We start from the raw sequence: 12,727 nt of genomic DNA, 5'->3' as shown, positions 1-12,727 counted from the left end.
TAAGCAAGTGGGGAAGATCGATCAATACGCGCACGCCATTGTATTGATCTATCGCATAGATAGCTAACTAGCTACATGGTTGCCAACGCGCGTTCGATGTCGGCGATCAGGTCGTCGGGGTCCTCCAGGCCGATGTTGAAGCGGACCAGGGTGCCCTTCTCTTGCCAGTTCTTGCGCATGGCCTGCATGCGGTATGGAATGCACAGGCTGTGCGCGCCACCCCAGCTATAGCCGATACCGAACAGCTTGAGCGAATCGACGAAGCGGTCAGTTTGCTCTTCAGTGAATTTTTCGTCGAACAGCACGGAGAACAGGCCACCGGCGCCGGTGAAATCGCGCTTCCAGTTCTCGTGTCCGGGACAATCTTCGAAGGCAGGGTGCAGGACTTTGCGGATTTCCGGACGGGCCTTCAGCCAGCTCGCCACTTTGCGTGCAGAAGCGTCGTGGGTTTCGAAGCGGATCTTGAGCGTAGGCAGGTTGCGCAGCACGAGGTAAGTGTCGTCGGCGCTCACGCCCATGCCCAGCCGCATGTGGGCCATGCTGAGGCGTTCATGCAGCAGTGGGTCGCGCGTGACCAGGGCGCCCATCAGCACGTCGGAACCGCCCGATTGGTACTTGGTCAGCGCCTGCATCACGATATCGACACCGAGGTCAAAGCCGCGCAGGGCCAGGCCGGCGGACCAGGTGTTGTCGAGGGCGACCAGCACGCCTTTCTGTTGCGCTGCGTCGCAAATTGCGCGAAGGTCGGGGACTTCCATCGAGACCGAGCCGGGGGCTTCGGTCCAGATCAGGCGTGTGTTGGGCTGGATCAGCTCTGAGATGCCGGCGCCGATCATTGGATCGTACAGGCGTGCAGTGATGCCGAAATCGGCGGTCAGCCATTTGCCGAGGTCGCGGTTTGGGCTGTAGACGTTATCGGGCAGCAGGACGTCGTCGCCGGATTTCAGCAGTGCGAAGTCGCACATGGCGATGGCCGCGAGGCCGCTGGGGGCTAGCAGGCAGTGGTTGCCGCCTTCGATTTCGGCCAGGCGGGCTTCGAGGGTGAAGGTAGTAGGCGTGCCGTGCAGGCCGTAGGTATAGGCGTTCTTTTCTTTCCAGTCGCCAGAGCGCATGGCGGCGACGTTCTTGAACAGGACGGTGGACGCGTGGTGAATCGCGCTTGGGAAGGCGGCGAAGCCTTCGGGCGGCACGTAGTCCGTGTGGATGATTTGGGTTTGGAGGTGCTTTTTGGTCATGGGGGCTATTCTAACCAAAACCGGTAAACCTGGGTCTGACCCGCAGGGTCAGACCCCCAACGGTATAACGGCCGCGGGTTCAACTAGAACCCGCGGCCGTGGAGCAGACGGTGTCAGACCCTTGGGTCTGACACCGGTTTACCGGTTCTTACTGAGCCTCGCCCCAAAGGTCGTGAGCATCAGCAGTGGTGATCTCAACCTCATAGAACTGCCCCACAGCCAGCTTCTTCTTCGGATCGAACGGACGCTTGACGTGAACCACACCGTCAATCTCTGGCGCATCCGCAGCCGAGCGGCCGATTGCGCCGCTTGGCGTCAGCTCATCGATCAGCACCTTCACAGTCGTGCCGACTTTCGCCTTCAGGCGATTACGCGAAATCTCTTCCTGCAGCAACATCACGCGGCCACGGCGCTCTTCGCGCACTTCTTCCGGCACCGGATCAGCCAGTTCATTGGCAGTTGCGCCTTCCACCGGCGAATAGGCGAAGCAACCCAGGCGGTCAATCTGCGCTTCCTTCAGGAAGTCCAGCAGGTATTCAAACTCCGCCTCGGTCTCACCTGGGAAGCCGGCGATAAAGGTCGAACGGATCGTCAGGTTCGGGTTCATCTCGCGCCATTTCAGGATGCGCTCCAGGTTCTTCTCGCCGGAAGCCGGGCGCTTCATGCGCTTCAGCACATCCGGGTGCGCATGCTGCATCGGGATGTCCAGGTAAGGCAGGACATGGCCGTCACCCATCATCGGGATGATTTCATCCACGTGCGGGTAAGGATAAACATAGTGCAGACGCACCCATGCGCCATACTGCTTGGCCAGCTCGCCCAGGGCTTGCGTCAGTTGGGTCATATGGGTCTTCACCGGACGGCCGTTCCAGAAACCGGAACGGAACTTCACGTCCACGCCGTAAGCGGAAGTATCCTGCGAAATCACCAGCAGTTCCTTCACGCCGGCCTTGAACAGGTTCTCGGCTTCCAGCATCAGTTCAGCGATCGGGCGCGACACCAGGTCGCCACGCATCGAAGGAATGATGCAGAACGAGCAGCGGTGATTGCAGCCTTCGGAAATCTTCAGGTAAGCGTAGTGCTTAGGGGTCAGCTTGATGCCCTGCGGCGGCAGCAGGTCGATGAACGGCTCGTGCGGCTTTGGCAGGTGGGTGTGCACCTGGGCCATCACCTCGCCTACGGCATGCGGGCCAGTCACGGCCAGCACCTTGGGGTGCACCTTCTGGATAATGTCGTCGCCGTCTTTATCTTTCTTGGCGCCCAGGCAACCGGTCACAATGACCTTGCCGTTTTCGGCCAGCGCTTCGCCAATGGCGTCCAGCGATTCCTGCACCGCAGCATCGATGAAACCGCAGGTGTTCACGATCACGAGATCGGCGCCGGCGTAGGACTTGGCGGTTTCGTAGCCTTCAGCGCGAAGCTGGGTCAGGATCTGTTCGGAGTCAACCAGCGCTTTCGGGCAGCCGAGGGAGACAAAACCAACTTTGGGGGCGGGAGTGCCGTCGGCGGGAGTGAGGCGAATGATTTGCTTGGATTGCATGGCAGGGAGCTGATGATTCAGGGCAATCCACCATTATAGCAAAAACGGGGGCCGAAGCCCCCGTTTTAAACCATCACTTTTTATCGGCCGGAGGAGGCGCGAACGGGAAGGTGCCGAAGATATTCTTGCTCTGATTCTGCATTTGCTCCTGCATTTGCACAAACAGGCTCTTCGACTGGTCGATGTAATTATTCATCATGCCCTGCATGATAGGCGCTTGCACATTCATAAACTGGGTCCACATTTCCGGGCTAAAGGAGTTGCCGTCGAAAGTTGCGGTGCCCTGCGTAAATTTGCGCTGGATATCGGTAAATGCCTGGATATTCTTTTCCAGGTAAGAACCCATCATGCCCTGCATGGCGTGGCCATAGAAACGGATGATTTGTGCCAGAACGTCGGTAGAGAACATCGGTACGCCACTCGCTTCCTCTTCCAGGATGATCTGGAGCAGGATGCTGCGAGTCAGGTCTTCATTGGATTTGGCGTCGACCACGGTAAACTCCTCGGCATCGAGCACGAGTTGTTTCACGTCCGTCAGGGTAATGTAGGAACTGGTCTGGGTATCGTAAAGACGGCGATTTGGGTATTTCTTAATCAAACGTTCAGTACTTTTCTTTGCACTACTCATCGCTGTGTCCCGTTGATAATATTTGCAACCCCATTATAGGGCGAAAAAAAAGCTTTTGGCACGACAATATTGCATTGCAACTTAACGTTGCTAAAAATCAATCTGCCTTAGCCTTAACATAACGCCCAGGTGCCGCTTCGATCGGTTCGTATTTGGCGTTGCCGAGCTTGCTTCGCGCCTTTACATCCTTGCCGCCATGCGCCGCCAGGAACTCCGACCACTCGCCCCACCAGCTTCCCGGATGCTCGGCCGCGCCGCTGAACCACTCGTCATGCGCGGCCGGGCGTGCATCATTGGTCCAGTAGCTGCGTTTCTTCTTGGATGCCGGATTGATCACGCCGGCGATGTGGCCCGAGGCGCCCAGGACGAACTTGTTCAGTTCAGGATTCTTGTTGTTCAGAAGTTTGGTCGACTGGTAGGCCGCATTCCAAGGCACGATGTGGTCTTCACGCGAAGCGTAGATGAAGGCCGGCGCCTGGATCTTCGACAAATCGACTTTTTCACCCGCCACCGTCAGCTTGCCCGGTACTTTCAGGCTGTTTTCCAGGTAGGTGTTGCGCAGGTACCAGCAAAACATTGGGCCTGGCAGGTTGGTCGAGTCGGAATTCCAGTACAGCAGGTCGAATGGCGGCGGCTCGTTACCCTTCAGGTAGTTCGACTGCACATAATTCCACACCAGGTCGTTCGGACGCAGGCTGGAGAAAGTGCTGGCCAGGTCGCGCCCCGGCATCAGGCCGCCGGATTTCAGGGTCTGCTCGCGCAACTGAACCTGCGGCTCGTCGACAAACACGTCCAGCACGCCGGTATCGCTGAAGTCCAGGAAGGTGGTCAGCAGCGTGATGCCGGCTGCCGGCTGCTCGCCGCGTGCGGCCAGCACGGCCAGCGCGGTCGACAGCAAGGTGCCGCCGACGCAAAAACCCAGCACATTCAGCTTATCCTGCTTGGTGATCTCGCGGGCGATGCTGATCGCGGTGATCGCGCCCTTCTCGATATAGTCGTCCCAGGTGGTGCCGGCCAGCGACTGGTCCGGATTGCGCCAGGAAACCAGGAACACGGTATTGCCCTGCTCCACCGCATAGCGCACCAGCGAGTTCTCAGGCTGCAGGTCGAGAATGTAGTATTTGTTGATGCATGGCGGCACCATCAACAGCGGGCGCTCGTGCACGGTCTTGGTCAGCGGCGTGTACTGGATCAGCTGGAACAGCTCGTTCTCATACACCACCTGGCCTTCGGTCGTAGCCAGGTTACGGCCCACTTCGAATGCCTTTTCATCGGACAGGGAAATATGCCCCTTCTGGATATCGCCCAGCAGGTTGGCCAGCCCCTTGGTCAGGCTTTCGCCCTTGGTTTCGATCAGTTTCTGGTGCGCTTCCGGGTTCGTAGCCAGGAAGTTGGCGGGCGACATGGCGTCGACCACCTGCTGCACGGCAAAGCGGATCTTCTGTTTCTGGTGAGGGCTGGCATCAACGGCTTCCGCCATTTGCATGAGGAATTTGCTGTTTAGCAGGTATGATGCCGCATTGAACGCGGACACCGGATTGCCCTGCCAGGCTTCGGACGAAAAGCGGCGGTCCTTCAGGGACGGCGCTTTACCGGTGGTCAGGAATTCCTGCCACAACGCACCGAACTCGCCCATGTATTCGTTACGCAGTTGCTCCATCGCTTCAGGGCGTACGGTGGCGCCTGCATCGCGCAGCAGTGCGGCGCTTGGGACAGCATCCATTTCCGGCATCATCTTGAACCAGGATTGCCATTGGTTAGGATCGCTGATTTGCGCCATCCATGCGTTTGCGAAGGCTTGCGGGTCGGGCATGTTCATTTTTTGAGTCCATTCAGAATTTAAAAAGACTACTTATGTTGATTGTTGCTGTTGCCTGGCTCTACGTCACAATCCTGATGGCGTTCACGGAAGCAACCGTGGTGGCCGGCATTATGACCTTCCTGCTGTACGGCTTGTTGCCATTAGGAATACTATTTTATCTAACAGGCGGCAAACGCCGCAAACGCAAACGGGCAGCCGAAGCCGCCCGTCATGATGATCCACCTACTCCTTGATCCAGATCAAACTCGCCTGCCTTCCGGTGACCTTATCCCTGCGGTAGGAATAGAAGCGGCTGGCGTCGGTGACCGTGCATAAGTCACCGCCTGCCACCTCGCTCACGCCCACCCGGCGCAGCGCAAGCCGCGCCAGCGCGTAAATGTCCGCAAGGTATTTTCCAGGCTTCCCGGGCCGGGCAACGAAGGCTGCGCGCACCGCGGATTCGCCGGCATTACCCTCACCCACCGCGACCGCGCCGGCCAGGAAGGCCGCCAGGACATCCTCGCCAACCTCGAATTCCTGCGGGCCGATCGCCGGCCCAAGCCAGGCAATGATTTCGCCGCCGCCCTCGCTGGTTCCGGCCTCGGCACGCATGCCGTCAACGGTCGCCTCCAATATGCCGCCAGCCAGGCTGCGCCAGCCCGCGTGGGCAGCACCGACTACGCTTCCGGCGCGATTCGTCAGCAGGACTGGCAAGCAATCCGCCGTCTGGATGGCACACACGGCACCCGGCATGGCGGCAAAGCTGGCATCCGCTTCCGGCACTTCGCCGCGTCCAAGGCGGTCGGCGCGGACCACGGCAGTACCGTGGACCTGCGCCAGCCAGGCCGGCTCGGTCGGCAAGCGCCCGCGCAGGATGGCCCGGTTGAACGCGACATTCGATGGATCATCGCCAACGTGCACGCCGACGTTCAGGCCGCCGCCAGCGGTAGCGATGGCCTGCGGGCCCGGTCCGTAAGGGTCCGGGCTTACGCCACCGCGCCGCGTGGTACAGACAAAGCCGATATTTGCCGGCGCGCCTGGCCAGTCAGGCACCAGCCATTGCGCCCCTTGGAAAGATTGCTGCATTTATTCGTCGTCGAATTCGTCGTCGTAGATATCGTAGTCTTCGAATTGGCCGTGCTCGGCGGCGGCCGCCGACAGCACCGATTCATCCGGCTCCTCAATGCTCGCGCGCTCCATCAGCTCCTTGAAGTCATCCGCCAGCGGCACCACCCACTCGACCTGCTCGCCGGACACTGGGTGCACCAGGCCGAGACGGCGCGCCTGCAGCGCCTGGCGTGGGAACACGCTGGCCATGTGCTGCTTGCCGTAAACCTGATCGCCGATCAGCGAGAAGCCAAGGTGCGCCATATGGACGCGGATCTGGTGCGTGCGGCCGGTCTCCAGGCGGCACTGCACCAGCGATACCGGGCGGCCGTCCAGGACACCTTCAGCCAGGCGCTGGTAATGGGTAATCGCAGGCTTGGAGCCCATGCTGGTCGACACCGCCATCTTCACGCGGTCTTTCTGGTCGCGGCCCATGGAGGCATCGATGGTGCCGCTCATGCGCGGGGTACCCCACACGATGCACCAATAGACGCGTTTCACGGTACGGGCTTGCAGTTGGCGCACCAGGTCGGTCTGGGTCGGCAGGTCTTTACCCACCACCATCAGGCCGCTGGTGTCCTTGTCCAGGCGGTGCACGATGCCGGCACGCGGCACGCCGCCCAGTTGCGGCCAGCGGTGCAACAGGCCGTTCAGCATGGTGCCGGACCAGTTGCCGGCGCCCGGGTGAACTACCAAGCCGGCCGGTTTGTTAATCACCAGCAGGTTGTCGTCCTCAAAAACCACGTCCAGTGCCACGTCTTCAGGCGCAAAAGCCACGTCTTCCGGCGCCGGCTGCGGAATCACCAGGATCTTCTCATCGCCATACACGGTGGCGCGGACTTTGGCCGGTTTGCCATCGACCGTAACATGGCCTTCTTCGATCCAGGACTGCAGGCGGCCACGCGAAAACTGGGGCACCAGGCGTGCCACCACCTTGTCCAGGCGCTCGCCGCAGTCCGATTTGCTCAGTTCAAGTTCGATCGGCGCGAGGGGATCGGCCGTTAAATCACCTTCAAAATCGGCGTCAAAATCGTTATCAGGCACTTGTTCTGCCGAATTCATCTCAGGTTTCAATATCACAGCATTCCCATCGGCTATAATCAGCCAAGTTTAGTATTTTGGTTAACGATTCCTTGCACATCAACATGCAAAAAAAAATATCAGTAGTTGCAGCAACAGTCGTACTGCTTAGTTTGTCAGCTTGTGGCCTGTTACCAGAACGTGCGGACGAGACTCGAGGCTGGTCCGCAACGAAATTATACTCGGAGGCCAAGGATGAACAGGCTAGCGGCAACTATGATCGTGCCGTCCAGCTCTTCGAACGCCTCGAATCCAGCTATCCGTTCGGTACTTATGCGCAACAGGCGCAGATGGAAATCGCCTATTCCCACTACAAGGCACAAGACCAGGCCCAGGCTCTGGCTGCCGTGGAGCGCTTCATCAAGCTGCACCCGAACCACCCAAGCGTTGACTACATGTACTACCTGCGCGGCTTGGTGAACTTCAACGATTCGATCGGCTTGCTGAACTTCCTGTACGAGCAGGATCCGGCAGAACGTGACCCGAAAGCAACCCGCGAAGCTTTCGCCGCCTTCAAGGCCTTGGTCGAAAAGTTTCCCGAGAGCAAATACGCGCCTGACGCAATCGATCGCATGAAGTACCTGATCAATGCGATGGCGAAGTATGAAGTCTATGTGGCGCGTTATTACTACCGCCGCGGCGCCTACCTGGCAGCGGTCAACCGCGCCCAGGGTGTGCTGACCGACTACGCGGATTCGCCATCGATCGAAGAGGCGCTGGCCATCATGTACCGCGGCTACGACAAGATGGGTAACCCGACCCTGCGCGACGATACCAAGCGCGTCTTCGTGAAAAACTTCCCTGACAGCAAGATGCTGGAAGACGACGGCAGCAAGAAGAAGGCCTGGTACAACGTCTGGTGATGATTTGAGCGCCTGCCCTACTAGGCAGGCGCTGCACCATCAGGCTGCGATCTTGCGGCGGAACACCCACGTAGTGTCATTCGAGGCGTCAGCTTCGAATTGGTAGCCATCCTCATTGAACTTCTTCAGCTTGACCGGATCGGTGATGTTGTTCACCGCCGCATAACGCGCCAGCATGCCGCGCGCGCGTTTGGCGAAGAAGGAAATGATCTTGTATTTGCCGCCCTTCCAGTCCTCGAAGACTGGCGTAATCACCGGCATATCCAGTTTCTTCGGCTTGACCGACTTGAAATACTCGTCCGATGCCAGGTTGACCAGCACCGGCGAGCCTTCCTTGTTCAGCGCCTCGGTAATCATGTCGCCCCAGAATTCGTAAAGATTCTTGCCGCGCGGGTTTTGCAGGCGGGTGCCCATTTCCAGGCGGTGCGGGTGGATCAGGTCCAACGGCTTCAGCATCCCGTACAGGCCGGACAGGATGCGGATGCGCGACTGGGTATAATCGAGCTGTTTGGCCGACATGGAGCGCGCATCGAGGCCGTCATAGACGTCGCCATTGAAGGTCATGACCGCCTGCCGCGCCTCGCTGGTGTCCTTGGTCCAGCTTGCGTAGCGCGCCACGTTCAAGGTCGACAAGGCATCGGACAGGTCCATCAGTTCGCCCAGTTGATTAGGCGAATAGTCGCGCAGGCGCTCGATCAACTGCTCCGAATGATCAAGGAACGCAGGCTGCGTTGCGAGTTTGGTGGTTGACGGGGTTTCCAGGTCAAGACTTTTTGCAGGCGACAGCACAATCAGCATAAGATTCAAAATTCAAAACGAAAAACTTCGACATGATACCTGTTTCACCGCATATTTCACCTAAGCGCATCGTCATCGACACGAATGTCTGCCTCGACCTGTTCGTTTTCCAGGACCCGCGCTGGGCATCCCTGCTGGCGGCAATCGAAAGCGGCGCTGTCGAAGCGATCACTCGCGCCGACTGCCGGGCCGAATACCTGTTCGTCCTGAACTACCCTCACCTGCCGCTCGATGAACATACGCGCCCTGCCAGCGCGGCCCGTTTCGACCAGTACATCAAGCTGGTGCAGCCGCCGGAATCCGGCACGCGGCTGCCGGTGTGCACCGACCGTGACGACCAGAAGTTCCTGGAGTTGGCGCGCGACGCCCAGGCCGACATCCTGATCACCAAGGACAAGGCCCTGCTCAAGCTGGCCAAGCGCCTGGCGAAAACCGGCATGTTCAAAGTCATGCAGCCGGAAAAATGGAGCTTGGAGGCTTGACTTTCTAGTTTTACCCTCGGGGCAACACTTGTTTTATTCGGCTGCGCTAGAATGGAAAAAATGTCCATTTCCCAAGCACGATGAAACAACTGACTTCCCGCCTGCCCCACATCGGCACCACCATTTTTTCGCGCATGTCGGCCCTGGCTGGCCAGCATGGCGCGGTCAACCTGGGCCAGGGCTTCCCTGATTTCGCCTGCGACCCGAAGCTGGTCGACATGGTCACAGTCGCCATGCGCGAAGGTTTTAACCAGTATCCGACCGGCGTCGGCGCGCTCGAACTGCGCCAGGCTATCGCCGACAAGATCAACCAGATTTACGGCCACCGTTACGACGTCAACACCGAGATCACCGTCACGCCCGGCGCGACGGAGGCGCTGACCACCGCCATCCTGTGCAGCGTGCACCCCGGCGATGAAGTGATTGTGATCGAACCGGCATACGACAGCTACCTGCCCGCCATCGAACTGGCCGGCGGTGTACCGGTGATGGTGCAGATGGAAGTATCGCAGCACGGCGGTTTCAGCGTGCCCTGGTCGCGCGTGGCAGCGGCCGTGACGCAGCGCACGCGTATGATCATCATCAACACGCCTCATAACCCAACCGGCAGCGTACTGCGCGCGGCCGACATGGAGGCGCTGCGCGAAATCGTGCGCGACACCGACATCCTGATCCTGTCCGACGAAGTCTACGAGCACATGGTCTACGACGGCCATCAGCATGAATCGATGTGCCGCTATCCGGAGCTGGCCGAGCGCTCGTTTGTGGTTTCCAGCTTCGGCAAGACTTATCATGTGACAGGCTGGAAAGTCGGCTACGTCGCGGCGCCGGCCATGTTGTCGCTCGAATTCCGCAAGGTCCACCAGTACAACGTGTTCTCGGTGAACACGCCCATGCAGCATGGCATCGCCAACTATATGGCCGATCCTGCGCCGTACGCCGGGCTGCCCGCCTTCTACCAGCGCAAGCGCGACCTGTTCCGCAGGGGGCTGGAAGGCAGCCGTTTTGAACTGCTGCCGGCCGACGGGACCTATTTCCAGTGCGTTCGCTATGACCGCATTTCGTCGCACTCCGAGGCGGAGTTTGCGGAATGGTTGACCAGCGAAATCAAGGTCGCCGCCATTCCCGTATCGGCGTTCTACCGCAACACCAAGGATTCGGGCATTGTGCGCTTCTGCTTTGCCAAGAAAGACGAGACGCTGGCGCTTGCGTTGGAGCGACTGGCGCGCGTATAACAATCTCGGGGACACATCATGAACCAGTACCTCAACAGCTTGCAGGACCTTGGCATGGAAGGCGGATCGCGGCTCGAACCGCCGCCGTCCGTGCTGCATGAACTTAACCTGGCCAACAGGCGCCTGGAAAAGCTGCTGGGGGATTTGCGCAACGAGCGCAATGCGGATGCCGATTTGCGCAATATCGCGCGCGAAGTGGTGCGCGCGGTGGAACTGAATCCCGAGATCGCGCTGGCCTGCCTGTTCCTGAACCAGATCGCCGGCACCTATGCGGTGCGTCATTGCATCGAGACCGCCATCGTGGTGATCCTGGTGGCACGCGGCCTGGACAAGGCTTCCGACGAAGTGATTTCGCTGACGGCAGCGGCTTTGACCATGAATGTCGGCATGCTGCGGCATCATGATAGTTTCCAGTCCAAGCCCGGCACGCTGAATAGCGAGGAAATGGCCATCGTGCACCGCCACCCGGAAGACAGCGCGGAAATACTGAAGTACGTGGGCATCGAAGACGACGAATGGATTTCCTGCGTCCTGATGCACCACGAGAATGACGACGGCAGCGGCTACCCGGCCGGCATGACACGCGAACAGATCACCCACAACGCACGCTTGCTTAGCCTTGCCGACCGCTATTGCGCACGGGTCTCCGCGCGCAACTACCGTTGTTCGATGCTGCCCGACGAGGCGCTTGAGAAGCTATTGCACGATCCTTTGCATCCGGCCGATCCGGCTTTGCAGGAACAATTCCACCGCCAGGTCGGCAAATACCCGCCCGGCGTCCTGGTGCGCCTGGCAAACGGCGAACTGGGCGTGGTGACCGCGCGCGACAACGGCGACGGCGTGCTTGAGGTGCACTGCATGCGCGATGCGACAGGCAAAGCCCTGGCGGCCTCGGTGCATCGCCGTACCGACCAACCAGAGTGCACCATCCTGGAAGCCCTCAGCGAGGACCAGGCGGAACTGCGCTTCAGCATGAAACAGATCTGGGGCGCGCAGGCCGCGCTTTAGTTTGCGGTTGCCCGATCTTGACTGACACGAAGTGTTGGATGGATTGGATCTGTCCACCGCCGCTTCGCCGCACAAGCAACCCTTCAACCTCAGCCATTACCCCTTTGAAATGAACAAGCTCATCGTAGTTTTAGTTGATCCCCCGGATGAGGAAGCCGCATCGGTCACTTTGCGCAGTGCGACAGGCGAACTGGTCGCGTTCTGCCATCCATGTAATTTGAACGTCGGCGACGTAATCGAAAACCGATTGTGCGTCTTGGAAGCAGATGTTCTTGCCTCGTACTTGTCAGACTGGCCTGAAGAAGAAAAAGAAGCACTTTCGACAGAGTGGATTGAACGCGTTGGCCACTATGGTTATAAAGGGCGCGGGCGCGTAATTGATCAAGACGAAGGTATAGTCGAAGTGCAAGGATTCCAAATCGAGATGGGCGCACTGAGCGATGGACATGTCGATTTTGATATTTCCCGCCTTGATATCAGGTGTTAATACCGGAATGGATGCGGCTCTCATTAAGCTTAAGGAAGAGTTTTCTCGATTGGTCGCGTCGCTGGACGTTGAGGACCACTACAAATCCTTCTATGCGGTGCCGACGCATGATGGATCTCCTCACATCGAGTTAGTCGATGGAAGGTTCCATTATGTTGTGACGGAACGTGGCACTGAGTTTGAACGGATCGAAGATCTTTCTGCGGACGATGTACTCTACTTGCTGTGTGAGGGCGTCACACAGCACATGGCGTCCGCCTATGAACTCAAGAACAGAATAGAAGGGATCGACGGGCGATCCGTCCGGTTTCCGTATCACGAACGACTGATGCATGAACTGAACCCGGATTGGGGAAAACGAACAAAAGAAAAACACGAGGCAATCCTTGTGCAATACCCTTTTTCCCACGGCCCTAGCGTACCCCTTTAGGTAGCATGAGCGCCAACGTGTTCGTGGATGACC

Annotated in this window: 14 protein-coding genes; 7 read left to right on the top strand and 7 right to left on the bottom strand. The window is 58.9% G+C overall.

The window, feature by feature from the left end:
• Positions 1 to 71: 71 nt before the first annotated feature.
• The 4 genes from ACQ4MM_RS11755 to phaC form a co-directional block, all read right to left on the bottom strand.
• The gene (locus ACQ4MM_RS11755; RefSeq protein ID WP_431477535.1) at positions 72 to 1,235 is read right to left on the bottom strand and encodes a cystathionine beta-lyase; all 1,164 of its coding nucleotides are present in this window, start codon (positions 1,233 to 1,235) and stop codon (positions 72 to 74) included.
• A 148-nt stretch (positions 1,236 to 1,383) separates the two neighbouring features.
• Positions 1,384 to 2,775, bottom strand: a complete 1,392-nt coding sequence (rimO, locus tag ACQ4MM_RS11750; RefSeq protein ID WP_431477534.1) for a 30S ribosomal protein S12 methylthiotransferase RimO — start codon at positions 2,773 to 2,775, stop codon at positions 1,384 to 1,386.
• A gap of 73 nt (positions 2,776 to 2,848) precedes the next feature.
• Entirely contained in the window at positions 2,849 to 3,403 is a 555-nt protein-coding gene (gene phaR / locus ACQ4MM_RS11745) for a polyhydroxyalkanoate synthesis repressor PhaR (RefSeq protein WP_431477533.1), read from the bottom strand.
• Positions 3,404 to 3,500: 97 nt separating this feature from the next.
• Positions 3,501 to 5,222, bottom strand: a complete 1,722-nt coding sequence (gene phaC, locus ACQ4MM_RS11740) for a class I poly(R)-hydroxyalkanoic acid synthase (RefSeq protein WP_431477532.1) — start codon at positions 5,220 to 5,222, stop codon at positions 3,501 to 3,503.
• Between the two features lie 35 nt (positions 5,223 to 5,257).
• Between phaC and ACQ4MM_RS11735 the strand changes: the two genes are divergently transcribed.
• Positions 5,258 to 5,458: a hypothetical protein gene (locus ACQ4MM_RS11735; RefSeq protein ID WP_431477531.1), complete on the top strand. Its 201-nt coding sequence runs from the start codon at positions 5,258 to 5,260 to the stop codon at positions 5,456 to 5,458.
• Here ACQ4MM_RS11735 and pgeF read toward each other — a convergent pair.
• Both pgeF and ACQ4MM_RS11725 read right to left on the bottom strand, forming a co-directional pair.
• Positions 5,448 to 6,290: a peptidoglycan editing factor PgeF gene (gene pgeF, locus ACQ4MM_RS11730; protein ID WP_431477530.1), complete on the bottom strand. Its 843-nt coding sequence runs from the start codon at positions 6,288 to 6,290 to the stop codon at positions 5,448 to 5,450. The two genes, ACQ4MM_RS11735 and pgeF, sit on opposite strands and share 11 nt — an antisense overlap.
• Positions 6,291 to 7,373, bottom strand: coding sequence for an RluA family pseudouridine synthase (locus tag ACQ4MM_RS11725; RefSeq protein ID WP_431477529.1), 1,083 nt, complete (start codon positions 7,371 to 7,373; stop codon positions 6,291 to 6,293).
• A gap of 83 nt (positions 7,374 to 7,456) precedes the next feature.
• Here ACQ4MM_RS11725 and ACQ4MM_RS11720 point away from each other — a divergent pair, with 83 nt between their 5' ends.
• On the top strand, positions 7,457 to 8,254 hold the full coding sequence (locus tag ACQ4MM_RS11720; RefSeq protein WP_431477528.1) for an outer membrane protein assembly factor BamD: 798 nt from the start codon (positions 7,457 to 7,459) through the stop codon (positions 8,252 to 8,254).
• A gap of 39 nt (positions 8,255 to 8,293) precedes the next feature.
• Here the strand turns inward: ACQ4MM_RS11720 and yaaA are convergent, their stop codons facing one another.
• Positions 8,294 to 9,052 carry a peroxide stress protein YaaA gene (gene yaaA / locus ACQ4MM_RS11715; protein ID WP_431477527.1) on the bottom strand — a complete coding sequence of 253 codons (759 nt, stop codon included), beginning with the start codon at positions 9,050 to 9,052 and terminating at the stop codon, positions 8,294 to 8,296.
• 32 nt (positions 9,053 to 9,084) lie between these two features.
• On the opposite strand from yaaA, the gene ACQ4MM_RS11710 reads away from it, so the two are divergent.
• The 5 genes from ACQ4MM_RS11710 (at position 9,085) to ACQ4MM_RS11690 (ending at position 12,694) form a co-directional block, all read left to right on the top strand.
• Positions 9,085 to 9,534, top strand: a complete 450-nt coding sequence (locus tag ACQ4MM_RS11710; protein ID WP_431477526.1) for a putative toxin-antitoxin system toxin component, PIN family — start codon at positions 9,085 to 9,087, stop codon at positions 9,532 to 9,534.
• A gap of 80 nt (positions 9,535 to 9,614) precedes the next feature.
• Entirely contained in the window at positions 9,615 to 10,769 is a 1,155-nt protein-coding gene (locus ACQ4MM_RS11705; RefSeq protein ID WP_431477525.1) for a pyridoxal phosphate-dependent aminotransferase, read from the top strand.
• Positions 10,770 to 10,787: 18 nt separating this feature from the next.
• Positions 10,788 to 11,777 (top strand): HD-GYP domain-containing protein, encoded by a 990-nt coding sequence (locus ACQ4MM_RS11700; RefSeq protein WP_431477524.1) that lies wholly within the window; start codon positions 10,788 to 10,790, stop codon positions 11,775 to 11,777.
• Between the two features lie 43 nt (positions 11,778 to 11,820).
• Complete coding sequence (locus ACQ4MM_RS11695; protein WP_431477523.1) at positions 11,821 to 12,264, top strand: hypothetical protein; 444 nt, start codon at positions 11,821 to 11,823, stop codon at positions 12,262 to 12,264.
• A complete protein-coding gene (locus tag ACQ4MM_RS11690; protein WP_431477522.1) occupies positions 12,218 to 12,694 on the top strand; it encodes an Imm63 family immunity protein in 477 nt (158 codons plus the stop codon). The genes ACQ4MM_RS11695 and ACQ4MM_RS11690 overlap by 47 nt, the downstream gene beginning before the upstream one ends.
• The last annotated feature ends 33 nt before the right edge of the window (positions 12,695 to 12,727 follow it).

The sequence above is a fragment of the Massilia eburnea genome (assembly GCF_050709955.1).
GTDB lineage: Bacteria > Pseudomonadota > Gammaproteobacteria > Burkholderiales > Burkholderiaceae_D > Rugamonas > Rugamonas eburnea_A.
The sequence above is the reverse complement of the archived record's forward strand: the minus strand, read 5'-3'. Positions and strand labels throughout refer to the sequence as shown.